The 23,339-nt window shown below is 31.2% G+C and carries 28 protein-coding genes; 9 read left to right on the forward strand and 19 right to left on the reverse strand.

Annotation, left to right across the window (positions count from 1 at the left end; genetic code table 11):
* Nucleotide 1: 1 nt before the first annotated feature.
* Together ACTTAO_RS00315 and xsc are read right to left on the reverse strand one after the other, a co-directional pair.
* On the reverse strand, nt 2–385 hold the full coding sequence (locus ACTTAO_RS00315; RefSeq protein WP_440690258.1) for an SxtJ family membrane protein: 384 nt from the start codon (nt 383–385) through the stop codon (nt 2–4).
* Nucleotides 378–2,162 carry a sulfoacetaldehyde acetyltransferase gene (xsc, locus tag ACTTAO_RS00320; protein WP_440690260.1) on the reverse strand — a complete coding sequence of 595 codons (1,785 nt, stop codon included), beginning with the start codon at nt 2,160–2,162 and terminating at the stop codon, nt 378–380. The genes ACTTAO_RS00315 and xsc overlap by 8 nt, the downstream gene beginning before the upstream one ends.
* A 116-nt stretch (nt 2,163–2,278) precedes the next feature.
* Here xsc and ACTTAO_RS00325 point away from each other — a divergent pair, with 116 nt between their 5' ends.
* From ACTTAO_RS00325 to ACTTAO_RS00335, 3 genes are read left to right on the forward strand one after another with little or no spacing between them, the layout of a single operon-like run.
* Nucleotides 2,279–2,563, forward strand: coding sequence for a UxaA family hydrolase (locus ACTTAO_RS00325; protein WP_440614486.1), 285 nt, complete (start codon nt 2,279–2,281; stop codon nt 2,561–2,563).
* 4 nt (nt 2,564–2,567) lie between these two features.
* Nucleotides 2,568–3,734, forward strand: coding sequence for a UxaA family hydrolase (locus ACTTAO_RS00330; protein WP_075506613.1), 1,167 nt, complete (start codon nt 2,568–2,570; stop codon nt 3,732–3,734).
* Between the two features lie 16 nt (nt 3,735–3,750).
* On the forward strand, nt 3,751–4,824 hold the full coding sequence (locus ACTTAO_RS00335; RefSeq protein WP_440690262.1) for a YeiH family protein: 1,074 nt from the start codon (nt 3,751–3,753) through the stop codon (nt 4,822–4,824).
* Here ACTTAO_RS00335 and ACTTAO_RS00340 read toward each other — a convergent pair.
* The 12 genes from ACTTAO_RS00340 to mnmA form a co-directional block, all read right to left on the reverse strand.
* Nucleotides 4,821–5,900, reverse strand: coding sequence for a TSUP family transporter (locus ACTTAO_RS00340; RefSeq protein WP_440651280.1), 1,080 nt, complete (start codon nt 5,898–5,900; stop codon nt 4,821–4,823). The genes ACTTAO_RS00335 and ACTTAO_RS00340 overlap by 4 nt on opposite strands.
* 229 nt (nt 5,901–6,129) lie before the next feature.
* Complete coding sequence (locus ACTTAO_RS00345; RefSeq protein ID WP_075506610.1) at nt 6,130–6,480, reverse strand: hypothetical protein; 351 nt, start codon at nt 6,478–6,480, stop codon at nt 6,130–6,132.
* Nucleotides 6,481–6,507: 27 nt separating this feature from the next.
* Nucleotides 6,508–8,367 (reverse strand): adenylyl-sulfate reductase subunit alpha, encoded by a 1,860-nt coding sequence (aprA, locus tag ACTTAO_RS00350; RefSeq protein WP_262589350.1) that lies wholly within the window; start codon nt 8,365–8,367, stop codon nt 6,508–6,510.
* Complete coding sequence (gene aprB / locus ACTTAO_RS00355) at nt 8,367–8,837, reverse strand: adenylyl-sulfate reductase subunit beta (protein WP_075506608.1); 471 nt, start codon at nt 8,835–8,837, stop codon at nt 8,367–8,369. The genes aprA and aprB overlap by 1 nt, the downstream gene beginning before the upstream one ends.
* A 33-nt stretch (nt 8,838–8,870) precedes the next feature.
* Nucleotides 8,871–9,665: an adenylyl-sulfate reductase gene (locus ACTTAO_RS00360; protein ID WP_440690264.1), complete on the reverse strand. Its 795-nt coding sequence runs from the start codon at nt 9,663–9,665 to the stop codon at nt 8,871–8,873.
* A gap of 98 nt (nt 9,666–9,763) precedes the next feature.
* Nucleotides 9,764–10,162, reverse strand: coding sequence for an HIT family protein (locus ACTTAO_RS00365; protein WP_440690266.1), 399 nt, complete (start codon nt 10,160–10,162; stop codon nt 9,764–9,766).
* A 2-nt stretch (nt 10,163–10,164) separates the two neighbouring features.
* Nucleotides 10,165–10,908 (reverse strand): aminotransferase class IV, encoded by a 744-nt coding sequence (locus tag ACTTAO_RS00370; RefSeq protein WP_440690268.1) that lies wholly within the window; start codon nt 10,906–10,908, stop codon nt 10,165–10,167.
* Nucleotides 10,868–11,428: an aminodeoxychorismate/anthranilate synthase component II gene (locus ACTTAO_RS00375; RefSeq protein WP_440690270.1), complete on the reverse strand. Its 561-nt coding sequence runs from the start codon at nt 11,426–11,428 to the stop codon at nt 10,868–10,870. Before ACTTAO_RS00375 ends, ACTTAO_RS00370 begins: the two co-directional genes overlap by 41 nt.
* Nucleotides 11,425–12,645 carry a chorismate-binding protein gene (locus tag ACTTAO_RS00380; protein WP_440690272.1) on the reverse strand — a complete coding sequence of 407 codons (1,221 nt, stop codon included), beginning with the start codon at nt 12,643–12,645 and terminating at the stop codon, nt 11,425–11,427. The genes ACTTAO_RS00375 and ACTTAO_RS00380 overlap by 4 nt, the downstream gene beginning before the upstream one ends.
* Nucleotides 12,611–13,825 (reverse strand): MFS transporter, encoded by a 1,215-nt coding sequence (locus ACTTAO_RS00385; RefSeq protein WP_440690274.1) that lies wholly within the window; start codon nt 13,823–13,825, stop codon nt 12,611–12,613. Before ACTTAO_RS00385 ends, ACTTAO_RS00380 begins: the two co-directional genes overlap by 35 nt.
* Nucleotides 13,826–13,828: 3 nt before the next feature.
* A complete protein-coding gene (locus ACTTAO_RS00390) occupies nt 13,829–15,004 on the reverse strand; it encodes a trans-sulfuration enzyme family protein (protein WP_440690276.1) in 1,176 nt (391 codons plus the stop codon).
* Between the two features lie 163 nt (nt 15,005–15,167).
* Entirely contained in the window at nt 15,168–16,286 is a 1,119-nt protein-coding gene (gene mnmA, locus ACTTAO_RS00395; RefSeq protein WP_440618548.1) for a tRNA 2-thiouridine(34) synthase MnmA, read from the reverse strand.
* A 41-nt stretch (nt 16,287–16,327) separates the two neighbouring features.
* On the opposite strand from mnmA, the gene ACTTAO_RS00400 reads away from it, so the two are divergent.
* The 3 genes from ACTTAO_RS00400 to ACTTAO_RS00410 are packed head-to-tail and all read left to right on the forward strand — an operon-like array spanning nt 16,328 to nt 17,409.
* Nucleotides 16,328–16,498 (forward strand): DUF3553 domain-containing protein, encoded by a 171-nt coding sequence (locus ACTTAO_RS00400; RefSeq protein WP_075506600.1) that lies wholly within the window; start codon nt 16,328–16,330, stop codon nt 16,496–16,498.
* Between the two features lie 3 nt (nt 16,499–16,501).
* Nucleotides 16,502–17,266, forward strand: coding sequence for a 3'(2'),5'-bisphosphate nucleotidase CysQ family protein (locus ACTTAO_RS00405; protein WP_440690278.1), 765 nt, complete (start codon nt 16,502–16,504; stop codon nt 17,264–17,266).
* A complete protein-coding gene (locus ACTTAO_RS00410; protein WP_179850440.1) occupies nt 17,266–17,409 on the forward strand; it encodes a hypothetical protein in 144 nt (47 codons plus the stop codon). Before ACTTAO_RS00405 ends, ACTTAO_RS00410 begins: the two co-directional genes overlap by 1 nt.
* On the opposite strand, the gene ACTTAO_RS00415 is transcribed toward ACTTAO_RS00410, so the two are convergent.
* Nucleotides 17,401–17,964: a regulatory protein RecX gene (locus ACTTAO_RS00415; protein ID WP_440690280.1), complete on the reverse strand. Its 564-nt coding sequence runs from the start codon at nt 17,962–17,964 to the stop codon at nt 17,401–17,403. The two genes, ACTTAO_RS00410 and ACTTAO_RS00415, sit on opposite strands and share 9 nt — an antisense overlap.
* Before the next feature lie 24 nt (nt 17,965–17,988).
* Between ACTTAO_RS00415 and ACTTAO_RS00420 the strand changes: the two genes are divergently transcribed.
* Together ACTTAO_RS00420 and ACTTAO_RS00425 are read left to right on the forward strand one after the other, a co-directional pair.
* The gene (locus ACTTAO_RS00420; RefSeq protein ID WP_440690282.1) at nt 17,989–18,462 is read left to right on the forward strand and encodes an ABA4-like family protein; all 474 of its coding nucleotides are present in this window, start codon (nt 17,989–17,991) and stop codon (nt 18,460–18,462) included.
* Entirely contained in the window at nt 18,455–19,033 is a 579-nt protein-coding gene (locus ACTTAO_RS00425) for a 2-hydroxychromene-2-carboxylate isomerase (protein WP_440690284.1), read from the forward strand. The genes ACTTAO_RS00420 and ACTTAO_RS00425 overlap by 8 nt, the downstream gene beginning before the upstream one ends.
* Here the strand turns inward: ACTTAO_RS00425 and ACTTAO_RS00430 are convergent.
* Nucleotides 19,030–19,374, reverse strand: coding sequence for a rhodanese-like domain-containing protein (locus ACTTAO_RS00430; protein ID WP_440690286.1), 345 nt, complete (start codon nt 19,372–19,374; stop codon nt 19,030–19,032). The genes ACTTAO_RS00425 and ACTTAO_RS00430 overlap by 4 nt on opposite strands.
* Nucleotides 19,375–19,459: 85 nt before the next feature.
* On the opposite strand from ACTTAO_RS00430, the gene bcp reads away from it, so the two are divergent.
* Nucleotides 19,460–19,927 carry a thioredoxin-dependent thiol peroxidase gene (gene bcp / locus ACTTAO_RS00435; RefSeq protein WP_440690288.1) on the forward strand — a complete coding sequence of 156 codons (468 nt, stop codon included), beginning with the start codon at nt 19,460–19,462 and terminating at the stop codon, nt 19,925–19,927.
* A 54-nt stretch (nt 19,928–19,981) separates the two neighbouring features.
* On the opposite strand, the gene ACTTAO_RS00440 is transcribed toward bcp, so the two are convergent.
* From ACTTAO_RS00440 to ACTTAO_RS00450, 3 genes are all read right to left on the reverse strand, one after another.
* Complete coding sequence (locus ACTTAO_RS00440) at nt 19,982–21,274, reverse strand: ammonium transporter (RefSeq protein WP_440691088.1); 1,293 nt, start codon at nt 21,272–21,274, stop codon at nt 19,982–19,984.
* Nucleotides 21,275–21,501: 227 nt separating this feature from the next.
* Nucleotides 21,502–22,803: an ammonium transporter gene (locus ACTTAO_RS00445; RefSeq protein WP_440690290.1), complete on the reverse strand. Its 1,302-nt coding sequence runs from the start codon at nt 22,801–22,803 to the stop codon at nt 21,502–21,504.
* A 145-nt stretch (nt 22,804–22,948) separates the two neighbouring features.
* Nucleotides 22,949–23,224, reverse strand: coding sequence for an HU family DNA-binding protein (locus ACTTAO_RS00450; RefSeq protein WP_075506581.1), 276 nt, complete (start codon nt 23,222–23,224; stop codon nt 22,949–22,951).
* Nucleotides 23,225–23,339 lie beyond the last annotated feature (115 nt).

Genomic DNA, 23,339 nt, shown 5'->3' on the forward strand with positions numbered 1-23,339 from the left:
GTTAGAATTGATTTTTCATTTTACTTTTTGGTTCAGTTTTTTCAATCCAATAAGAACCATTGTTGTTAAATCTTAAATTCAATAAATCTTTATTTAACAATCTCATCAGTAGTCCTATAGGTGTAACAACTAAAAAAAATATAATACCCATAACTAATGGTGAAATTATTTTTCCAAGAAAAATTCCAAATTTAAACCACAGTTTATTGAATGGATTTAAAATTTTAGAATTTATTAATCCAAGGAATAAAAAAATAATTGATATAATTAAGGACCATAGCCTTAACTCATCGCCATTAATTAATGGATATGTTGCTATAATTAAAAAAACTACAAAAAATACAATTCCAAAACTTCTATTAGAACCTATTTTAACATCATCCATTTAAAGATTTTTGAGGTTTCATGTCAGCTTTGTTAATACCAGCAACTCTTACCGGTTTCTTCATTGCATCTCTTCTAAATGGTTCTCCAAGCTCTTGGTTTAGAATTACTTCAATAAATGTTGTAATTCCTTTCTTTTGATCTTCACAAGATTGCTTGATTGCATTTGTTGTTTCTTCCATTGTTCTCACTGTTACACCTTTTAAGCCACATGCATCAGCAACTTTAGCGTAACTTAATTCAGGGTCTAACTCGGTTCCAACAAAATTGTTATCAAACCATAGAGTGGTATTTCTTTTTTCTGCACCCCATTGATAATTTCTGAAAATTACCATTGTAATTGCAGGCCATTCTTCTCTTGCACATGAGCTCATTTCGTTCATGCTAATTCCAAAAGCTCCGTCACCTGCAAAACCAATTACAGGAGTATCAGGGCAACCAATTTTTGCACCTAGTATAGATGGAAATCCATAACCACAAGGTCCAAATAAACCTGGGGCTAAATATTTTCTTGGTTTTTCAAAAGTTGGGTAAGCATTACCAATGGCGCAGTTATTTCCAATATCACTTGAAATAATCACATCATCAGGCATACCAGATTGAATTGCTCTCCAAGCTTGTCTTGGTGACATTCGATCTGCATCTCTTTCTCTAGCTTCTTTGTTCCAAACTGTTCCTTCATCATCATCTTCATGATCTAAACTTGAAAGTTTTTGTAACCATGCAGATTTTGTTTGGTGAATTAAATCTTTTCTAGCTTGTCTATCAGTATCTCCAGCGTTTGAAGATAGTTTTGCTAAAATTTGCTCTGCAACTAATTTTGCATCACCACTAATTCCAACAGTTACTTTTTTAGTTAAACCAATTCTATCAGGATTGATATCAACCTGAATGATGTTTGCATTTTTTGGCCAATAATCAATTCCATATCCTGGTAAGGTTGAAAATGGATTTAATCTTGTACCTAGTGCTAAAACAACATCAGCTTTTGAAATTAATTCCATTGCAGCTTTAGAACCATTATAACCTAAAGGTCCTACTGCTAGTGGGTGACTTCCAGGAAAACTATCGTTGTGTTGATAACCAGAACATACTGGTGCATCTAATTTTTCTGCAAGATTTTTAGTAGCATCAATAGCTCCACCAATCACAACACCAGCACCCGAAAGTATTACAGGAAATTTTGCGTTAGATAATAAATCTGCTGCTTTATTAATTGCATCAGAACCGCCACCTTGTCTCTCAAGTCTAACTATTGGAGGAAGATCTATATCTATTACTTGCGTCCAGTAATCTCTAGGAACGTTTATTTGTGCAGGGGCTGAGCCTCTTATAGCTTTTTCAATTACTCTGTTTAGAACTTCTGCCATTCTTGATGGGTCTCTAACTTCTTCTTGATAACAAACCATGTCTTTAAACAGGTTCATTTGTTCTACTTCTTGAAAACCACCTTGGCCCATAGTTTTATTTGCAGCTTGTGGTGTTACCAACAATAGAGGTGTGTGGTTCCAATATGCTGTTTTAATTGGAGTTACTAGTCCTGTTATTCCTGGTCCGTTTTGTGCAATGACCATAGACATTTTACCTGTAGCTCTTGTGTAACCATCAGCAATTAAACCACCATTTGTTTCATGGGCTACATCCCAAAAAGTAATTCCTGCATCAGGAAAAATATCTGATATTGGCATAAAAGCAGAACCGATAATTCCAAAAGCGTGCTCAATGCCGTGCATTTGTAAAACTTTTACAAAAGCTTCTTCTGTTGTCATTTTTGTCATAAGACTAGAACCCCTCTAAAGTATAATTATTAAGAATTTATAAAATTCGTTTGTCAATTTTCGCGATTAATATATAAGATTTCCTAAATTTCAAACAAACAATTCGACACAACATTATGGCTACAGACATCATTATACACGACGAAAAAGACAACGTAGGAGTAGTTGTTATTGAAAAAATCACTCCAAAACAGGACTGCTCTTGCTGGATTATGGAAAATGACAAGACAGTTAACATTCAATCTGAAGATGAAATCCCTCTAGGACACAAAATTGCAATGAACGATTTAAATGAAGGTGACACTATTATTAAATACGGTCATGATATTGGTAAAGTAGTCAAATCAATCAAAAAAGGTGAACACGTACATGTTCACAACGTTAAAACAAAGAAGTGGTAGTAATATGGAAATCCCAAAAAGTTTTTTAGGTTATAAAAGAGAAAATGGCAGAGCTGGAACAAGAAATCATGTAATCATTTTGCCTGTTGATGATATTTCAAATGCTTGTGCAGAAGCTGTCGCAAACAATATTAAAGGCACAATTGCGTTACCTCACTCGTATGGAAGATTACAGTTTGGTGCTGATTTAGAGTTACATTTTAGAACAATGATAGGTACAGCAAAAAACCCAAATGTTGCTGCTGCTATAATTATTGGCATTGAGCCTAAATGGACTAAAAGAATTGTTGATGAAGTGGCAAAAACTGGAAAACCTGTTGAAGGTTTCAGTATTGAGGGTGCTGGTGACATTGAAACAATCATGAAAGCTTCAAAAAAAGCTCAAGAATTTTCAATGTGGGCTTCTGAAAAACAAAGAGAAGAATGTCCAATAAGTGATCTTTGGATTTCGGTAAAATGCGGTGAGTCTGACACTACTTCAGGTCTTGCGTCTAATCCAACAGTTGGAAATTTAATGGATAAATTAGAGCCATTAGGAGTTCATTTATGTTTTGGTGAAACTTCAGAACTTACAGGTGCTGAAACAGTTTGTGAAAAAAGAGGTAAAACTCCAGAGGCACAAGAGAAGTTTAAAAAAACTTGGAATGAATACAATGATTTCATTTTAAAAGAAGCAACAGATGATTTATCAGAAAGTCAACCTACTGCGGGAAATATAGCTGGAGGACTTACTACGATTGAAGAAAAAGCATTTGGAAATTTCCAAAAAATAGGTTCAAGACAATTTGTCGATGTTTTAACACCTGCTGAAGAACCACAAAAAGGTCCAGGATTATATTTTATGGATACTTCTTCAGCTGCAGCAGAATGTGTTACTTTGCAAGCTGCTGGAGGTTTTAATATTCACTTATTCCCAACGGGACAAGGAAATATTATTGGAAACCCAATTGAACCAGTTGTAAAATTAACAGCTAATCCATTAACAGCAGTCAGCATGAAAGAACATATTGACTGTGATGTTTCTAAAATACTTTCTAGAGAAATGAATTTGGATCAAGCTGGTGATGAACTAATTAAAGCAACTATTCGAACAGCTAATGGAAGGTTAACTTGTGCTGAAGCTTTAGGTCATAGAGAATTTGTAATGACTAAGCTTTACAGAAGTGCTTAACAAATAACCCTAGTTTATGTCTAAAAATAAGTACCTGGTACTTTTACCTGGTATTATACTTGCGTTTGTTCTTTACACGCTATCGCAAGGTTTTAACAATATTATAGGCACAGAGTTACTAGGATATGAAAAAAGTCCTATATCCACTGCAATGATAGCAATCCTTTTAGGAATGTTCTTTGGAAATGTTTTTAAAATAAGAGAAAGTTTCATAAGAGGTTTGGATTTTACTCAAAAAAATATTTTAAAACTTGGTATTATTTGCTTGGGTATTCAACTAAAACCTTTTGAGTTTCTAGAATTTGGTGCAATTGCTATTCCTTTAATAGTAATTTGTATCGTAAGTGTATTGGTAGTCATTAAACTTTTAATCAATAAATTAAAAATTCCTAGAAATATGGCTTATCTAATTTCTATAGGAAGCACAGTATGTGGAACAACAGCCATCATGGCAACTGCTCCTGTTATTGGTGCCAAAAAAAATGAGATATCCTATGCAATTGCAAACATCACTTTGTTTGGAATTCTTTCAATGCTGATCTATCCATACTTTGCAAATTTTTATTTTAATGGGGAACCACTTCTAATCGGTTTGTTTTTAGGAACTTCTATACACGAAACAGCACAAGTAGCAGCTGCTGGATTGATCTATGATCAGCAATTCAATAGTCCAGAGACTTTAAATGTAGCAACAGTTACTAAACTAATCAGAAATACTTTTTTGATTATTATGATACCCTTGTTTGCGTATCTTTATAACAGAGGCCAATCTAAAGAAAAAAAATACTCAATAATTGATATTTTTCCCTATTTTGTCCTTGGATTTGTTGCAATGATTATTGTTCGAAATGTTGGTGATCAAATTTATATTACAAACAATAGTGAAATTTGGCTTAGCACTGTAGATAACATTAAATCTTTATCAAAAATATTCCTAACAATGGCAATGGCAGCAATTGGTATGTCTACTAATTTAAGAGATATAAAAAATATGGGATACAAACCTTTTGTAGTTGGATTTGTGGGAATGGCTACTGTTGGAATTGTTTGTTTAGGAACTATTGAATTATATCTTTACTTATTTAATTAAGATTTCATCAACATTTGTTTTTTAAAATTTGAAAAAAACCTTCTTATAAAAGCTGCTGCAACACCTAAAAATATAGCAAACATAATTGAAAATAAGCCATAAAAGAATGGCATCTCATTAGAAAAATCTAAAATAAATTGTGAGAAAAAATTTAAATCAGGAATTACAGAAGTGGTTGTTGAATTTGTATCATGATCTGCAAAAAATGAGTCATAAGCAATAGCAATACCAACTGCTAAAATCAAAATAGCCATCAATGCTCGTAATCCTGAGCTATCAATTTTTTCTCCTAATTTTTGTCCAATCTGAACACCAATTATAGATCCAATAACAAGTAGAAAAACTAAAAGTAAATCAATCGAACCATAATTAAATGAATGCAAGAAAGTAACAATTACACTTACAAAAATAGTAACAAAAAGCGATGTTCCAGGAACAAGTTTAGTTGGCATCTTAATTATATAAATCATTGCTGGCACTAATATAAATGCTCCACCTATTCCCATTATTGCAGCAATAAAACCAACTACTAAACCAATAACTATTGGGGTAAAAATACTTTCATATAATTTTGATTTTGGAAATCTCATTCTTAAAGGAAGACCATGGATCCAATAATGAACATGTAATTTTTTTTTAACTAAAATGTTTCTTTTTGCTTTATCTATTTCACCAAGACTTTCGACTAACATTAAAGATCCAATGATTGCTAAAATATACATGTAAGCTAAAGAGATTACGGTATCTATTTTCCCGATACCTTTAAAATAAGAAAAGGTAAAAATTCCTAATGAGGTACCTATGGCTCCACCAATGACAATCATTAAACCCATTTTGTAATCTAAAGTGTTTTTTAAGTAATGTGTTGTTGAACCAGAAACTGAAGTAGCTAAGATATTGTTTGCTTCATTTGCAACAGCGTATGCAGGAGGAATGCCTAAAAAAATTAAAAAAGGTGTCATTAAAAAACCACCTCCCACTCCAAACAATCCAGAAAGGACACCAACGATTGCGCTTAAAATTAAAATTTCTATTGGATTAACAAAAACTTGAGCGATGGGTAAAAATACATCCATTTAAATAAATAAATTGTTTAAAAACAACTTAGTTAAAAGTAATAAAAGTTCCAACTATAATAACCCCCCAATAAGCAGCTAGACTTAAAAATATACCTGTTTTCATTAAAGAAACTTTTAAGCTAGTTAGTTTATTGAAAATTTTTACGTTAGAAAATTGCATTAAGTGCGTCAATACACCCAGAGAACAAATTGTCAAATATTATTTTAATATTAGATAAATTTTTTTCTAATAGATCGTAGCACCAAAAACTTTAACCATTTCATCCTCAACACCTAAAACTAACCTTCCCAAAAATTCTCCTGGAATTTCTTTATTGGTCTGTTTTATCAGAACGGTTATATGCTCTCCTCTTCTAAGACACCCAAAAGGCTCAAATGTTTCGTGAAGATTTGTAATTAGCTTATTGTTAGCCCATTGTTTTCCAAGCTCTACCTCATTAGCTCCAAAGAGCATCTGAGTTGAAAAATCTCTAGTAAATCCACCATAATCTTTTAAATTTGACGATTTTACCAAGTTGAACCAAATAGGTTTAGCCAACTCATATATTTCATCATCTTTTTTTGATAAAATATCCATAACTTATCTAATTCTAATTAAAGTATCTTAAGAAGCTTTTTTCTTCTCGTTCTCATCCACTATGTGGTAGACAGGAACCTTCTCCATACTAAATTTACCAGTTTTTGGATCTCTTCTTGAAACTGTCAGACAATGCCAATTATCATCATCAAGTTTCATATGGTCTCCTCTATAATAGTATCCTGGCCATCTAGTTTCTTCTCTAAATAAAGTATGTTCAGTTACACACTGAGAAGTTAAAGCTCTATGTTTCAACTCCCAAGCTCTCATCAATTGGTGATAATCCTCAGCACCAACATGCTCAAGATCTTCTTGAAGCCATTCAAGCAATTCAAGGCCTCTTTTCAACATATTACCATTAGTCATGTAATTAGATGTAATTCCACCTACATATTCATCCATAATCTTCTGTAGTCTTTGTAGACCTTGGATTGGTGATATATAGCTCGGAGAAACAGTTCCACCAGTGATTTCATTTTGTGCAACAGTGAAGTTTTCAAGTGGTTTGTATACCATAGCTTTAAAATCCTCACATTGTTTGTCTGAAACCTTAACTCCTTCGGCTTTTTTATCTTCGATATACTTAACAGCAGCTTTAGCAGCTAATCTACCTTCTGTGAAAGATCCAGATGAAAACTTGTGAGCACTTCCACCCACAGTGTCTCCAGCACCAAATAACCCATCAATTGTAAGCATTCTGTTATATCCCCAGAAGTATTCTGGTGGAGATAAATCTTCTGGTCCGCTTACCCAAGCTCCTGAACAAGTAGCGTGTGAACCCATTACATAAGGTTCTGAAGTTGTTAACTCAGGATTTGTGTATTTAGGATCAATGTTTTGAGACGCCCATACTACAGCTTGACCAACAGTCATTCCTAAGAAATTCTCCCAACCAACTGTTTCTAAATGTGGATCTTGGAAAGCTTCAGTTGTAACCATATGAATTGGTCCACCACCAGCAGCAACTTCTTGAATGAAAGCATGATTTCTTAAACAAGTAGGTGTTGGGTGATGATCAATATATTCGCCAACTAACTCTTTGGTTTGATCATACCATTTCTTCTCATAATTTTCCCCATTAGCATTCTGAGTATATGTTTTTAAGTGTAAGAAATAAGCTCCAACAGGACCATAACCATCTTTAAATCTACATAACACAATTCTATTTTCCATTTGTGTCATTTTAGCTCCAGCAGCAATAGGAAGAGCATAAGCTGAACCATTACTCCATGGAGCATACCAAGTTCTACCCATTCCTTCTCCAACTGCTCTTGGTTTGAAGATATGAGAAGCACCACCAGCTGCAACTATTACAGCTTTTGCTCTAAACACATGAAAATCACCTGTTCTCATGTTGAAGCCAACAGCTCCACCAATTCTATTATCTTGAGACTCATCCATAAGTAAATGAGTGATCATTATTCTATTATAAATTTTGTCAGCAGATTTTTTTGCCGCCTCAGCAACAATAGGTTTGTAACTTTCACCATGGATCATGATCTGCCATTTACCTTCTCTTAAATATCTTCCAGTTTGTTCATTTTTCATCATTGGAAGACCCCATTCATCAAACATATGAACAGTAGAGTCTACATGTCTAGCCATGTCGTAACCTAAATCTTCTCTAACCATTCCCATTAAGTCATTTCTTGCATATCTAACATGGTCTTCAGGTTGATTTTCTCCCCATTGCATGCCCATGTAACAATTGATTGCATAAAGACCTTGGGCAACTGCTCCACTTCTATCTATGTTTGCTTTTTCTACACAAACAATTTTCATATCTCTTCCCCAGTGTCTAGCTTCGAACGTAGCACCCGTTCCAGCCATACCACCACCAACAACTAATATATCGCAATCTTCGTAATGTGTCTTATGTCTAGCCATTAGTAGTAAACTCCTTTTTTAAACGACTCTTTTGGAACTGATGGTAACTCACCATCAATATTTAAACCTTCTGGCTCAGTATAAAGTCTTTGTGAATTAATCTCACCTTGGTTTGGTTTATCACCTTCAGCAAGCTTTGGAATAAATTTACCCCATGGTTTTGTAGTAATTGGTGAAACAAAGTTTTTCTCTGTTCCATTTCTAAATTTGATCTTCCATGAAATTGTTCCTTTTTCTTCTTCTCTTCTAACTCTAACGCTATGACCCATAGGAGCAAAATCAGCATAACCTCTTACGTCTATTGCATGATTTGGGCATGCTTTTACACATGAATAACATTCCCAACAAAAGTTAGGTTCAATATTTTTTGCACGTCTGATATTTTCATCTATGTGCATAATATCTGATGGACAAATATCTACACAGTGACCACAGCCATCACATCTTGTCATGTATACGAAAGTTGACATAATTATTTATTCTCCTTTTTTAATTTCATCATATTAATAGTGTTTAGGTTGTTCTCTTTTAATACCTAAACCAAACTGTTCAGGCGCGTCAGCAGGAGGAGGTAAGTTGTCTCGCGAACCATCTGCTTCTGCTAAATTTTTTTGGATTGCTGCACCAGGTTTATAAAACATGTGTGCAAATTTAGACCAATAAACTCCTCCAAATAAAACTAAATTTGAAAGAACAAATAAAGTCAAAAATAAATAAGATAAACCTGCTTGACCATTAGATTGTGTGTAAGACCACAACAAACCAAAAGTCGAACAAGCTAATAAAGCTAAAACAAATAAATCAGCTTTAATTATTCTGTACCAAGGATGCGCTTCAGCAGATACATCTACTCTTAAAAAAAACCAAAACCAATAACCACCAACACATGTAAGTATTGCTCCTACATGCCAAACCATTGACCACGTAGATGAAGTAGGTTTATCAGCCCCTGTATAACAGAATACTAAAACTGCTGATGCAACCCAAAATAATATTGTGCCATACATACCAAGAACATGTGCAAGTCTTCTTTTTCCAAATCCAAGTTCTGCAGTTGTGCCGATATCATAAACTGTTGTCTTTGCAATGATTGAAGCTCTTTCTCCTGAACTCAATTCCTTAACAGCATTAGCTCTAGCTTTTTTGGCATTATTAAAAAAATAAGTAACGTTTTTGTGAACAATCATTTGTATAATTGTTCCTGCTGCAATCAAAATTACCATAGCAATTATGAAGCTTTGCATTGCAAAAGGTGAAACTGTTTCAGCTAAAATTGAAAAAGGATTTGTAGATAGCATAATTTTTAATTATTTATAAAGTTAATTTGAGATTTTCTAGTCTAGTTAAATAAAGAGTTCAACTAAAACTATTGGTCAATATTGTCATTAATAACAACTTATGGTTTACGTTTGTAATGTTGTTTATTAGGAATTACTGATCTTACCCCACCTTGGGGGTTATCAACGTCACCTTCTCTTCTTGGTATCAAGTGTATATGGCAATGCATTATAGACTGACCTGCAATTTTACCAGCATTTGTACCAATATTAAATCCTTTAACATTAACATCTTTACTTAGAATTTCTTTTTTAACTATTTGGATAAGATCATTGCAAGCAATCAATTCATCATTTGTCATGTCAAAATAATCTTTAATATGACGCTTAGGAATTATTAAACAGTGGTGATCAGAAACAGGATAAGAATCGTAACTTGCGTAAGCAAGATCATTTTCATGAGCAATACCACTTTTTTTTGAATCACAGAATAAACAAGGATTGTTAGGATCTCTCATATTTAAATTAGAGTATTATATATTTTTCTAAGTTTATTAAAGGAAACATTATTTCGACTTTTCCATTTTAATTCATCTATTTTTGATACTGATGTAACTCCCTTTCCTGATCCAATAAGAATTATTTCTTCATAATCATTAATTTCTTTAATTGATACATCTTTAAAAGTAATTTTAACTTTTTTACTTATGAACTTAAGTGTGTTTCCAAAATAACAATTCTTTTTTGGAGAAAATATTTTTCCATTTTTAACAAAAACTAAATTTGAAGTACCAGTTTCTAATATTTTATTGTTAGCAACTAAAGCAATATCAAATTTAGATGAGTCAACCTTACTAAGTTTTGCTAAAATTTTTTTATAATAAAGATTTTTATAATTTGGTTCAATTCTTTTATATTTAAACAATAAAAGACTAAATTTTTTTTTAAGTTTTGGTCTTTGTCTTATCGAAACAGATATTAGTTTTTTATTTAAAGCAATTCGAAATAAATTGTCAGGACCTTTGTAGAGTGTATTTTTATTAATTAGATCTAAAATAATATTCTTTAAGTTTTTTTTTCTAATTCCATATTTTTTTGTAGATTTAATTAAGTTTTCGATATGTGGTTTTAACAATATTAACTTAGAAGGTTTTCCAACCATTCGCATTGTTGTAAATACACCTCTGGACCCCCAAAGATCTTTAAAAGAAACTTCTTTAAGATTACTTAATTGATAAGATTTTTTTAATAAGAGTGTTACCATTGATTGTTAAAAATGATTCTGGGTGAAATTGAAATCCATAAACTTTATCAACGTTATTTTCTATAGACATTGCAGAACCTGAGATAGCACATCTCATAGTTATATCAAAATTTTTAGCCTTAAAAGGCTCTCTTAATTTTAATGAATGATATCTTCCTACTTTAAAAATTTGACCTTTTTTAAATAACTTACTCTGTTTATTCACTATGACATTGGATTGAAAACCATGATAAATTTTATTTTGTTCAACTATTTTTCCTCCTTCAGAAAATAAGATTTGCTGAAATCCCAAACAAATTCCTAGTATTTTTTTTTTACCTTTAAATTTTTTATAAATTTTAGTTGTTAAAGGATAATCTTTTGGTGAACCTGGCCCTGGTGATAGTACTATTGTTGAAGCTTTGTGAAGTTTAGAGTAATTAATTTCATTAAAATCACTGCACTCAACTTCATCATATATAGAAAGTTGATGCACTACATTATGAGTAAAAGAATCTTTATGATCAATAACATAAATCATTTAAACAAGTCTATTAATGCTTTTGCCTTTATATAATTTTCATTAAATTCATGTTTGGCATTACTATCTACAACAACTCCAGAGGCTACAGAAATTTCTGATGTATTTTTATAGTTTAAAATTGATCTAATAATAATATTAAATCTCATATTTCCATTAAATTTCATATAACCAAAACTTCCTGTGTAAATGTTTCTATTTTCTTTTTCTTGATTATTTAAAAGATTTAGAGTGCTTATTTTAGGACAACCTATTACTGAACCTCCAGGCATCATGGCTTTAATTATATCAATATTTTTAACACCCTTCTTTAATATTCCTTTAATTAAAGTAACATAGTGATAAAGATCCTTATACTCTTCGACAGTTTTCTCTTTAATAATTTTTACACTTCCTGGATTGCAAATTTTTGAAAGATCACTTCTTTCCATATCTACAATCATATTATGTTCTTTGGTTTCTTTTATATTTCTTCTAAAAAAACTTAACGCTTTAGTTTTATTAAGATTTTTATTTTTTCTAAGTGTTCCAGCAATAGGTTTTGTTAAAATATTTAGTCCTTTTTTATCTATTAATGTTTCAGGTGAGCAACTTACTATAGAGTAATTTTTATCTCTAATCATAAAGGCTTCTGGAGAAGCATTAACTTTCATTAATTTCCAAAAAAAATTGATAGGATCTATATCTGATTTATTTTTGTATTTTGTACAAATTTTAATTTGGTAGGTTTCACCTTGTCTAATTTTTTTTGAAAAAACATTAAAAATTTTTTCATATTTTTTGAAATCAATATTTAATTTAAAAGCTGATAATATTTTTGTAGGTTTAAAGCTGCTGTTAAACTTTTGTTTCTTAATTTTAGAAAATATTGAAATTTTTTTTCTTATTTTTATTACTGTTTCAGGTTTATAAAATATACCTTTATAAAAATTTAACTTTTTTTGTTTTTTAATTTTTAATCCAAGCAAATTGCATAAAATTTCATAGCCAAAAAAACCTATAAACATATCTGTTTCTGATTTTTTTTTTGATTTATTAAAATTGTTTAAAAAATTATTAATATTTTTATTTGTTAAAATAATCTTTTTAGAAAAATCTGTATAAATATCATATCCTCCACTTACCTTGTATATAATCATAGGTTTATCTGATTGATAAAGATCCTCTAAATAAGGATTAAATTTATGCCGGTTGAGTTCTTTCAATCGCTTTTTCATTAATAGGCAAATGTATCAAACCTGCAAAAATTGATAATGCGATAGATCCGTACCATGCATAATCAAAATTTCCTGTAAGTTCATAAAAAACTCCACTTAAATATGCTCCTAAGAATGATCCAAATTGATGACTCACAAACACGATACCATAAAGCATTCCCACATACTTTGTTCCAAATATATGAGCAACTATACCATTTGTTGGTGGAACGGTAGAAAGCCACAAGAAACCAAACGTAATACCAAATATTATTGAATTAATTACACTTGGGGGAAAAGAAATAAAAACAATTATAGAGACACCTCTTAATAAATAAATTGCACTCAATAAATATTTTTTACTATATTTTGTTGCCAGATAACCACTCACAATAGTTCCTACCATATTAAAAAGTCCTATTAATGAAAGAACAGTTGTTGCACACCAGTCAGGCAAACCTTTGTCTACCATATAAGTTGGTATATGTGTTGCCACTAGTGCTATGTGCCATCCACATACAAAAAATCCTAAAGTTAAATAAATAAAACTTTTATTATTAAGTGCTTCTTTCAAAGCCTCTCTCGCGGTTTGATTGTTATTATCTTTAACGCCAACCGGAGTTTTTGGAGTACTAACAAACAAAGAAATGATTAATCCTAGTCCCAATAAAAAACAGAAGTAAAGCATCGTGCTCTCCCAACCATTTTCAACAAGAGAATAACTTACAATCAAAGGCGAAACAAAATAACCAAAAGAACCTGCACTTGTGACTATTCCTGTGGCCATTGTCCTTCTCGATGCTGGATAATGTTTAGCAACAACAGAAACGGGTATACTGATTGCTGTAGATCCTAAACCTACTCCTATCAAAATACCTATTGTATAAATAAAATTAACTCCAGTATTAAAACCCAAATAAAAAAGAAAAACTCCTAATAAATAAAAAAAGAAACCAATGAAAATGGCAATATTACCTCCGTACTTATCTGTAATAACTCCAAACAGAGGATTGAAAGCACCCCATAAAAATAATTGCAAACCCATTGCAAAACCAAACTGAGAAATAGTGATGTCAAGATCTGTAGAGAAATCAAAATAAAACAAACCAAATGTTTGTCTAATTCCAAGAGATATAATTACGACTAAGCAACATGCAATGAGTGTAACCATTGCTGTTTTGGTTGGAAAAAAATTATTCACAGTTTACTTTAAATGTTTCATTGACTGCTTAATATCGGCGATAAGGTCGTCTGGATCCTCTAAACCAATATGCAGTCTAACTATGTACTCGTTTTTTGCTAATTTAAGATAGCTTCTATTACCTTGCTCTCTAACATTTTGATGTAAAGCTAAACTTTCAAATCCTCCCCAACTGTAACCGTGTCCAAATAATTTTAAATTATTTACAAATTTAACAACTGCCTTTTCACTTTTTGCTTTAATTCTTAAGCCCATTAAACCTGAAGCACCCGAATAATATTTCTTCCACATTCTAAAATTGTAAGAGTCTTTCTTGTATGGATACAATAATTTTATATTTTTAAATTTAGATAAAAACTCTGCTACTTTTTTTGCATTTTCTCTATGTCTGTCTAATCTTACATCTAAAGTTCTTAATCCTCTTGTAATTAGATAAGCATCATCAGGTCCTAATCTTAAACCTGTAACTTTTTCTGTTGCTTTTACTTTTGGAAATACTTTTTTATTAACGGCTAAACTTCCACCCATTACATCAGAGTGACCTGAGTAGTATTTTGTTGCTGAAACAATTGCCATATCAAAACCAAGTTTAATAGGTTTTAAAAAATATGGGGTTCCCCATGTATTATCAAGTGCAGTTAAAATTTTATGTTTTTTTGCAATAGAAACAATCTTCCCTAAATCTTGAAAATCAAATGTATTACTTCCTGGGTTTTCTACAAAAATTAATTTAGTTTTTTTGCTAATTGCTTTTTCTAATGTCTTAAGATCGTGTGGATCGTAAAAAGTTGTTTTAATATTAAATTCTTTTAAAAAATCTTGTGTCAAAAGTCTTGTTGGACTGTAAACTGGGTCAGCTGCAATAATTTCATCACCAGGTCTTGTAACACTGAATATTGCAAGGAATACAGCTCCAAATCCAGTAGGTGTTAAAAAAGTAAAATAACTTTCCTCTAGTTTAGATAAAATTTGCTGCAAAATATGAGTCGTAGAAGTTCCTTGTCTTCCGTAATCAAAATGTCCACCTGTTGGGTTTTTTTTTGCCTTGTCTTGTGTTTTCCTAATATCTTGCATCGATTTAAAAATAATCGTTGATGCACGCACAATTGGTGGATTAACAGACTGATTATGAAAGTCTTTCGCTGTATGTTTTAAAAATGTTTTAAAAGAATTACTCATAATAAAATTTGATATGTTTAAAAGACAATGCTATATCCCGTAAAAAACGTCAATAAATTAATAAATAGGACTAAATGAGTTATCCGAAGAAACATAGGGGTCGAAGAAAACAAGGCTCCAAAAAGAGAAGAGCAAAAAGAAAAAATAAGAAGAAATAATTCTTTTATTCTTTAATCCAACCACCGCCAAGAACTCTATGACCATATTGGTCTTTGCTATAGAATACGCATGCCTGTCCTGGAGATATTCCATCCTCAGGATTTAATAGATGAACATTTGCAGTATTATTATCTTTTAAATCTACTTTTGCCTCAAGAAGACTACCTGTTGATCTAACCTTTACAAATATATTTTGATCAAGGTCTTTTTTGTCAGTTAACAAATTTAAATCTTTTAAAGATATTTCTTTTTTTCCAAGGTTTTCTTTAGGTCCTACTATAATTTCATTTTTGTCTGAATTTATTTTTAAAACATACAAAGCTTCTTTATCTGAAACCTTAATTCCCTTTCTTTGTCCAATTGTAAAATTAATAATACCATCATGAACACCAATCACTTTTCCATCTAAATTTTTAATATTCCCTTTTTGAAAAGAGTCCGGTCTAAATTTTCTAATTACTGATGCATAATCTCCATTAGGCACAAAACAAATATCCTGACTATCTGGTTTATCAGCTACATTTAAATCTAGCTCTTTAGCAATTTCTCTTGTTTTATCTTTTAACATTCCACCTAATGGAAATCTTAAATAATCTAGCTGCTCTCTTGTTGTGTTAAATAAAAAATAACTTTGATCTCTATTTTCATCAATTGCTCTGTACATATTATTGGTATTATTTGATGTAATATTTTTTACATAATGTCCTGTAACTAATGCATCTGCTTTAAGATCTTTTGATACTTCAAATAAATCTTTAAACTTTACTGTTTGATTACATTGAACACATGGAATTGGAGTTTCACCTTTTAAATAACTATCAACAAAATTATCTATTACTCCTTGCTTGAATTTATCTTGATAGTATAAAATTTTATGCTCAATACCTAATTTATGAGCAACACGTTTTGCATCCATTATATCTTGACCTGAACAACACTGTTTAGATTGCGCTACTTCTTTTCCATCATCATAAAGTTTAAGAGTTATTCCTATAACTTTATAACCTTCGCTTTTCATAATTCCTGCTACAGTTGACGAGTCTACCCCACCAGACATTGCAACAACGACTGTTGTATCTTCAGGTTTTTTGTCAATTCCGATAGAGTTTAATTCTTTATTCATTAGGTGGTATTTATACTGATTTACAATATAAGTTAAATTAAATGATTTTAGATTATGAACCAGGTGACAAAGTCACTAATCCTGAGAATAAAGACTGGGGTATTGGACAAGTACAATCAATCATAAAAGATAAGGTTACTGTCAATTTTGAAAATGCAGGTAAAAAAGTAATAAACGCAAAAAATATAGAATTAAAAAAAATTGGTAAATAATAAATGGACTTACAAAAAATTATTGAAGATTTAGTTGATACTTTTTTATCAGCAGGAGATTTATCTCTTCAGCTTAGAGAAAAAGGATTAAGTAAAGAAATTAAATCTGATAATACTCCAGTAAGTAATGGTGATATTGAAGTAAATAATTTTATTTCTTCTCAAATATCAAAAGTAACACCAGACATTCCAATTATTTCAGAAGAAACTTCTGAAAATAAAGATAATTCTAAATTAAAAGATTTTTGGTTGGTTGATCCTATCGATGGAACTTATGATTACATAAACAATTTAGAGGAATTTACTATTAATGCAGGTTTAATTATCAATAATAAACCTGTTGCAGGATTAATAAATGCGCCTGCTAAAAAAAGAATGTTTTATTCATATGGGAAGGGCAAATCTTTTGAGTTTGCTAATGAAAAAACAACAAACCTTTCTGACTTACCATCTAAAAGAACAGAGCCACTTAATTTCATTTCTTACAGCAATAAAATTAAACCTGAGATACAAAAAATTTATGATGAATTAGGTGTTAAGGAACATACTAGAATGAAAAGTTCTTTAAAATTTTGTGTTGTTGCTGCATGTGAGTTTGATGGTTATGTTGCTGAACCTCGAGCTTACGAATGGGATATTGCAGCAGGACATGCAATTTTAGAAAATGCAGGAGGGTCTGTTAGAGACTTTAATGGTAATGAAATTTTATATGGTAAGAAAGATTTAAAAAATCCAAGTTTAATTTTGAAAAGTAAAAATATAATTTAATGGATGAACAATTAAGAATTATTTTAATAATAATAGTATCAGTCTCAATTTTTGGATTACTAGTTTTTGTTTTTGTTAAAAATTATATCAGAAACAAAATAAATCATCTTGTTGATGAAGAGAAAAAAAGAAAATTAAAGTAGTTTAATTATCTTTTCATATTCATTTTTATCAATATCCATTACTTTTTTTGATGTTTCAAAATCAAATCCATTTCTTGCAAGCAAGGAAATATCTTTTTTATAAAACAAAGTTCTATTATCCTCTGCTCTTGAAGGTCCTATTCTCTTTTTCTTACATAATTTTATTGCTGAAAAGAAATCCTGATCAGAATTATCTTCTTTTATTTTCTCGACTGTATCCTTAATAAAACCATCATCAATTCCTTTGCCCATTAAATAATTTCTAATTTTATTTATAGAGTTTCCTCTTTGAATCATACTCTTCGCTTTGCTTTCTGAATAAAATTGATCATTGATAAATTTATTTTTTTCTAGATCAGATAGAACAATATCAATTAATTTGTTTACATCTTTTTTTCTAGAGTCTGTTGCAGAGAGTTTCATGTATTTTTTTAATAAATATGTTTTAAGTTGTTGTTTTGAAGGTGCATATTTTTCAACATAGGCAAACGCAAAATTCCTCATTTCATCAACAGTAACTTGAAGCGTTTTTCTCTTATTTCTTATAGGAATCATCGTTAGATTTTATATAATATAAACATGATCGAACAAATTTATAACTATTTCACAATTGATGTGCTTTATATGTGGATCAATTTAGGAGTTATACCTTTTTGGTTCATCTTAATTGTATTTCCCCAGTCTCACTTGAGTAGATATGTAGTAACTACTATATTTCCATTTATATTATTAGGCGGGGTTTATATTTATATTTTATATAGATCTTTCATAGTTGGTTATGACTTCGACGCTAATTTTAGTTTGTACCTTGGTTTGGTTGAGTTATCTCGACTGTTTGAGGATAATCTATACCTAACTCTTTTCTGGACGCATTTTATAGCTATAAATTTATTTGTTGGTGGATGGATGGTTAAAGACTCTCAAAAATACTATGTAAATAAAGTATTAATGTCAGTTCCTTTAATAATTACATATTTAATTGGTCCTATTGGTTTGTTTATTTATTGGATAATTAGAATTTTTTACGCCAAAAAACTAAATCTATATGAGTAATCATATAAATTTTTACTTCGATATTATTAGTCCTTACGCTTACATCGCATATAAAAAAATTTTAAAAATTAATAATGTTAATTTTAAATTGAAGCCAATATTGCTAGGTGGCCTTCATAACTTAGCAGGTATTACTGCTCCCGCATTTAACAAATATAAAATGAAAAATATGCAAAATGATTGTGAGCTTGTTTCAAAAAAAAATAACATAAGTTTCAAATGGAATTCTAGATTTCCAATAAACTCTTTAAGTATAATGAGAGGTTATCTTTGTGTTAAAGATAATAAAAAAGAAGAATACTTAAATAGTTTTTTTGAAGCTTATTGGAAAGAAGATGTAGATTTATCTAATGAAGAAAATATCAAAATACTATTAAAAAAATTAAAAATTGATGAGAATGATTTTTTTAATTCTATTGGTAATCAAGATATTAAAGATAAATTAAAAGAATTAACTCAAGAAGCCTTTAAAAAAGAGGTGTTTGGAGCTCCAACTTTTATAGTTAATAATAAAATATTCTGGGGACAAGACCGTCTAGAATATGCTTTAGATGAAGTTAAAAATATTTAAACTATTTTAAAACTACTATTGTTGATAGATCCAAAACCACCTTCAATGTGAGAAATATTTTTGAAACCTTTTTCAATTAAGGACTTTACTGACATCTCAGATCTAATCCCTCCAGCACAAAACAAAACCACTTCTTTCTCTTTATCAATTTGACCATTTTTATAAACATCACTATTAGGATCAAGAAGAACTTCTAAATTTACCATAGGTATATGGTTAGCTCCTTCAACTCTTCCAGTGAGTTCTAATTCATTTAATTCTCTAATATCAATTAGATTGCATTTATTTTCTTGAAACATTTGATAAGCTTCATCAGCATTTATAGTTTTTATATCACTCATAAAATTTAATAATTTTGGTTTAAATAAGTTTAATTTAATTATTTTATTTTAAAATATCAAAAAAGGACTATATAGCTAGAGTATTATGTTAAAAATAAATTCTAAAGCACCAAGTTTTGTAATTCCATCAACTTCAAAAGATAAATATTCTTTAAAAGACTCACTTGGAAAATATGTAATTTTATATTTTTATCCAAAAGATGACACACCTGGATGCACAATTGAAACTAATGACTTCAATAAATTGTTAGCAAAATTTAAAAAACTAGATTGTGAAGTATACGGGATTTCAAAAGATAGCTTAAAAAGTCACGATAAATTCAGAGATAAATACAAAATTAAATTTGATCTACTTGCAGATGAAGAGATTAAAGTACTAAAAAAATACAAAGTCTGGGGTAAGAAAAAATTTATGGGACGTGAATTTATGGGAATAAATAGAACAACTTTTTTAATTGATAAAAAAGGTAAAATCCTAAAAATCTGGGAAAACGTTAAAGTAAAAGATCACGCCAAAGAAGTCCTAGAAACATTAAAAGAAATTTCAAAATAAAAAAAGGCCCCTTATTTCTAAGGAGCCTTTAATTGTTGTATATTGAGAGATATTTTAGTCTCTTATTGCGTAGGCTTTAACACCCACTTCTGCAACATCAGTTCCAAGTTTTTCAGCTTGAGAACTAATTCTAAGACCAATTGTTTGTTTTAGAACTTTAAATGTGATGTAAGAAAGTATGAAACTAAATGCACATACTGCTATTACACCTGTTAACTGAGTTCCAAAGTTTGTATCCGGATTACTTAAAGGCACAACCAAAGTTCCAAAGATACCGGCAAATAAATGAACAGGAATTGCACCTACAACATCATCAATTTTTTTGCTTTCTAAAAACTTTGTACCAAAGTACATGATGATTGATCCAACAGCTCCAATAGCAATTGCAAGCACTGGACTTGGAGTTAAAGGTTCTGCTGTAATTGCAACCAAACCTGCTAATGCTCCGTTAAGCATCATTACAATATCTGTTTTACCACCTAATAATCTTGTAACGACTGCAGCAGTAACAGTACCAGCAGCTCCTGCTAAATGAGTGTTGACTGCAATTTTACTAATTGCATTTACATCATCGAACGTTCCCATTGCAAGTTGACTGAAACCATTAAATCCAAACCAACCAAACCATAATAAAAAAGTTCCTAATGTAACTAGAGGTATAGAAGATGCTGCAAAAGGTACTAAAGATTTTGTTTCACCTTTTTTATTAAATCTTCCCTCTCTTGCACCTAATAATATTACGCCCGCTAAAGCAGCTGCTCCACCACATGCATGAACTAAAGTTGAACCAGCAAAATCAGAAAAGCCTGAAGTTGCTAACCAACCTCCGCCCCACTGCCAACCCATTGAAATAGGGTAAATGATACCAGCCATGATCGCCGCAAAAATAAAAAATGGCCAAATTTTAATTCTTTCTGCTACAGCACCAGATACTATTGATGCAGTTGCACATACAAACATTGTTTGGAAAAACCAATCTGAATAATCTGAGTAACCAGTTGAAAGTTCAGATGCATCACTCCACATTGAGAATGATCCAATAAACCCACCTTCAGGAATTCCGTAAGCTAAATTGTAACCACAGAAAAAAAATATTAATGAACAAATTGCAAACTTACCTATATTCTTTGCTGCAATTGTTGAAACACTTTTAGTTGTCACCAGTCCACTTTCAAGCATACAGAAACCTGCTGCCATGAATGCAACTAAAACACCACCAAGATAAAATCCTAGGGAATTGAAAATGTATTGTCCTTCTGCTGACATTGTTGTTTCTGCTGAAGCTAAATTAGTAAAGCTTAAAAATATTAATAAGCTTAATGATATTTTTTTTATATGATTAATCATTATCTCTCCTTTTTTTGATCTTGTCGTTTTAATAAACATTAAAATTTTAAGTACTGCTGATAGGTCAAAAGAGTTATGAGAAATAAGCATATGTGTAAAAAAAAGGCCCCATTTCTGGGGCCTTTGGTTATTAACTAACTAGAGAGAGATATAAGTTAATTCTTTGTTTAGAGGCTCTTCAATGAGATAACGACATGGAGATCGAAGAGCCTCTATATTGCATGCAATTAGTCACGTATTGCGTAAGCAATTACACCTGTTTCAGTAACGTCTGTACCTTTAGTTTCAGCTTCTTTACTTAATCTGATTCCAAACGTACCTTTCATTATTGACCATATGATGTAAGACACAGCAAACACAAAAATGTTAATTGAAAGTACACCAATTAATTGTGCACTGAACGATGCATCAGCGTTTGTTAATGGCACTGCAAGTGTTCCCCAAATTCCAGCAAATAAGTGAGCTGGGATTGCACCGACTACATCATCAAGTTTAAAGCTAAATAATAATTTAGTTCCAAACACTACGATTAATCCACCAACAGCTCCAATTAAAATTGCTGCAAATGGAGATGGTGCTAATGGTTCTGCAGTGATTGCTACTAGACCACCAATTGCTCCGTTTAACATTTGAATTACATCTGTTTTACCGTACATTAATCTTGTAATGATACCAGCGGCCATTACTCCACCACAAGCTGCAAGATTTGTATTGATAAAGATTGATGAGATCGCAACCGCATCATCAAAAGTACCTAATGCTAATTGTGAACCACCGTTAAATCCAAACCAACCTAACCACAGGATGAAAACACCTATTGTTACTAATGGAATTGAAGAAGCAGCAAAAGGTTGTAACGCTTTTGGTTGACCTTTACTGTCAAATCTTCCACTTCTAGCACCTAACAACATGATACCTGCTAAAGCAGCTGCACCACCAGTTGAGTGTACTAAAGTTGAACCTGCGAAATCAGAGAAGCCTAGTTCTGCTAACCAGCCTCCGCCCCACTGCCAACCCATTACGATTGGATAAATAACTCCAGCTAAGATAGCTGCAAATAAGAAGAACGGCCATAACTTGATTCTTTCAGCCATAGCACCTGAGCAAATTGAAACTGTTGTTGCACAGAATACCATTTGGAAGAACCAGTCAGAACCATCTGAATAACCAGTGTCAATTGCACTTGCATCTGACCATGGTGTAAATGATCCAATGTATCCGCCTTCTGGAATACCATAAGCTAAGTTGTAACCAACTAGCCAAAACATAATTCCAGCAATTGCATACAAACCAATATTCTTTGCGCAAATTACTGAAACACTTCTTGAAGTTACCATTCCAGATTCTAACATTGCAAAACCTGCTGCCATAAACATGACAAGGAAACCACAAATTAAAAATAGTAGAGTGTTAAATATAAACCCCACTTCAGCAGAAACAGTTGTTTCTGCCATACCCGCACTACTCATGTTTAGTAAAAATACTAAACTTAGTAATGGTGCAGACATTCTCTTTATTATTTTAGTCATAAGACCTCCACTTGTTAAAGTGGTGGTTTATAAATTTAAAAAATTTAAAAACTAACGCTGATTAGGAAAATTGGGTATGCAGTTTTTGCATATAGTAACAGCCCTAAACGTGTTTTTACAATCGTTTAGGGCTGTTAAAAAAATATTATCTATTGAATACTTCTTTTAAAGCTTTCGCTGGTAAGAATTTTACTTTCTGAGAAGCAGCGATTTGAATCTGCTCACCAGTTCTTGGGTTTCTTCCAACTCTAGCTTTTCTTTTAGCTACTTTGTACGTACCAAATCCAGCGATTTTCACTGAATCATCACCTTTTAGTGCATCTAAAATAGTGTTGGTAATTGTATCAAAAGTTCGCTCAGCGTCTGCTTTGCTCAAGTTTAATGAGCCAGAAAGCTTTGCTACTAGTTGTTTTTTGTTCATTTTAGCTCCGGTTTTGTTGGTTAATATTCATAGTTGTCATAAACGTTGATAAATCAAGCTTTTTTTTAGTGTCTTTATTAATAAGACACACAATATCTTGTTAAAAATTAAATAA

Source organism: Candidatus Pelagibacter sp. HIMB1782 (genome assembly GCF_052047475.1).
Taxonomy (GTDB): Bacteria; Pseudomonadota; Alphaproteobacteria; order Pelagibacterales; family Pelagibacteraceae; genus Pelagibacter.

Excerpts from the sequence above, each read along its gene's own strand:
- ACTTAO_RS00315 (WP_440690258.1), bottom strand. The coding sequence starts at position 385 with ATGGATGATGTTAAAATAGGTTCTAATAGAAGTTTTGGAATTGTATTT.
- xsc (WP_440690260.1), bottom strand. The coding sequence starts at position 2,162 with ATGACAAAAATGACAACAGAAGAAGCTTTTGTAAAAGTTTTACAAATG.
- ACTTAO_RS00325 (WP_440614486.1), top strand. The coding sequence starts at position 2,279 with ATGGCTACAGACATCATTATACACGACGAAAAAGACAACGTAGGAGTA.
- ACTTAO_RS00330 (WP_075506613.1), top strand. The coding sequence starts at position 2,568 with ATGGAAATCCCAAAAAGTTTTTTAGGTTATAAAAGAGAAAATGGCAGA.
- ACTTAO_RS00335 (WP_440690262.1), top strand. The coding sequence starts at position 3,751 with ATGTCTAAAAATAAGTACCTGGTACTTTTACCTGGTATTATACTTGCG.
- ACTTAO_RS00340 (WP_440651280.1), bottom strand. The coding sequence starts at position 5,900 with ATGGATGTATTTTTACCCATCGCTCAAGTTTTTGTTAATCCAATAGAA.
- ACTTAO_RS00345 (WP_075506610.1), bottom strand. The coding sequence starts at position 6,480 with ATGGATATTTTATCAAAAAAAGATGATGAAATATATGAGTTGGCTAAA.
- aprA (WP_262589350.1), bottom strand. The coding sequence starts at position 8,367 with ATGGCTAGACATAAGACACATTACGAAGATTGCGATATATTAGTTGTT.
- aprB (WP_075506608.1), bottom strand. The coding sequence starts at position 8,837 with ATGTCAACTTTCGTATACATGACAAGATGTGATGGCTGTGGTCACTGT.
- ACTTAO_RS00360 (WP_440690264.1), bottom strand. The coding sequence starts at position 9,665 with ATGCTATCTACAAATCCTTTTTCAATTTTAGCTGAAACAGTTTCACCT.
- ACTTAO_RS00365 (WP_440690266.1), bottom strand. The coding sequence starts at position 10,162 with ATGAGAGATCCTAACAATCCTTGTTTATTCTGTGATTCAAAAAAAAGT.
- ACTTAO_RS00370 (WP_440690268.1), bottom strand. The coding sequence starts at position 10,908 with ATGGTAACACTCTTATTAAAAAAATCTTATCAATTAAGTAATCTTAAA.
- ACTTAO_RS00375 (WP_440690270.1), bottom strand. The coding sequence starts at position 11,428 with ATGATTTATGTTATTGATCATAAAGATTCTTTTACTCATAATGTAGTG.
- ACTTAO_RS00380 (WP_440690272.1), bottom strand. The coding sequence starts at position 12,645 with ATGAAAAAGCGATTGAAAGAACTCAACCGGCATAAATTTAATCCTTAT.
- ACTTAO_RS00390 (WP_440690276.1), bottom strand. The coding sequence starts at position 15,004 with ATGAGTAATTCTTTTAAAACATTTTTAAAACATACAGCGAAAGACTTT.
- mnmA (WP_440618548.1), bottom strand. The coding sequence starts at position 16,286 with ATGAATAAAGAATTAAACTCTATCGGAATTGACAAAAAACCTGAAGAT.
- ACTTAO_RS00400 (WP_075506600.1), top strand. The coding sequence starts at position 16,328 with ATGATTTTAGATTATGAACCAGGTGACAAAGTCACTAATCCTGAGAAT.
- ACTTAO_RS00405 (WP_440690278.1), top strand. The coding sequence starts at position 16,502 with ATGGACTTACAAAAAATTATTGAAGATTTAGTTGATACTTTTTTATCA.
- ACTTAO_RS00410 (WP_179850440.1), top strand. The coding sequence starts at position 17,266 with ATGGATGAACAATTAAGAATTATTTTAATAATAATAGTATCAGTCTCA.
- ACTTAO_RS00415 (WP_440690280.1), bottom strand. The coding sequence starts at position 17,964 with ATGATTCCTATAAGAAATAAGAGAAAAACGCTTCAAGTTACTGTTGAT.
- ACTTAO_RS00420 (WP_440690282.1), top strand. The coding sequence starts at position 17,989 with ATGATCGAACAAATTTATAACTATTTCACAATTGATGTGCTTTATATG.
- ACTTAO_RS00425 (WP_440690284.1), top strand. The coding sequence starts at position 18,455 with ATGAGTAATCATATAAATTTTTACTTCGATATTATTAGTCCTTACGCT.
- ACTTAO_RS00430 (WP_440690286.1), bottom strand. The coding sequence starts at position 19,374 with ATGAGTGATATAAAAACTATAAATGCTGATGAAGCTTATCAAATGTTT.
- bcp (WP_440690288.1), top strand. The coding sequence starts at position 19,460 with ATGTTAAAAATAAATTCTAAAGCACCAAGTTTTGTAATTCCATCAACT.
- ACTTAO_RS00440 (WP_440691088.1), bottom strand. The coding sequence starts at position 21,274 with ATGATTAATCATATAAAAAAAATATCATTAAGCTTATTAATATTTTTA.
- ACTTAO_RS00445 (WP_440690290.1), bottom strand. The coding sequence starts at position 22,803 with ATGACTAAAATAATAAAGAGAATGTCTGCACCATTACTAAGTTTAGTA.
- ACTTAO_RS00450 (WP_075506581.1), bottom strand. The coding sequence starts at position 23,224 with ATGAACAAAAAACAACTAGTAGCAAAGCTTTCTGGCTCATTAAACTTG.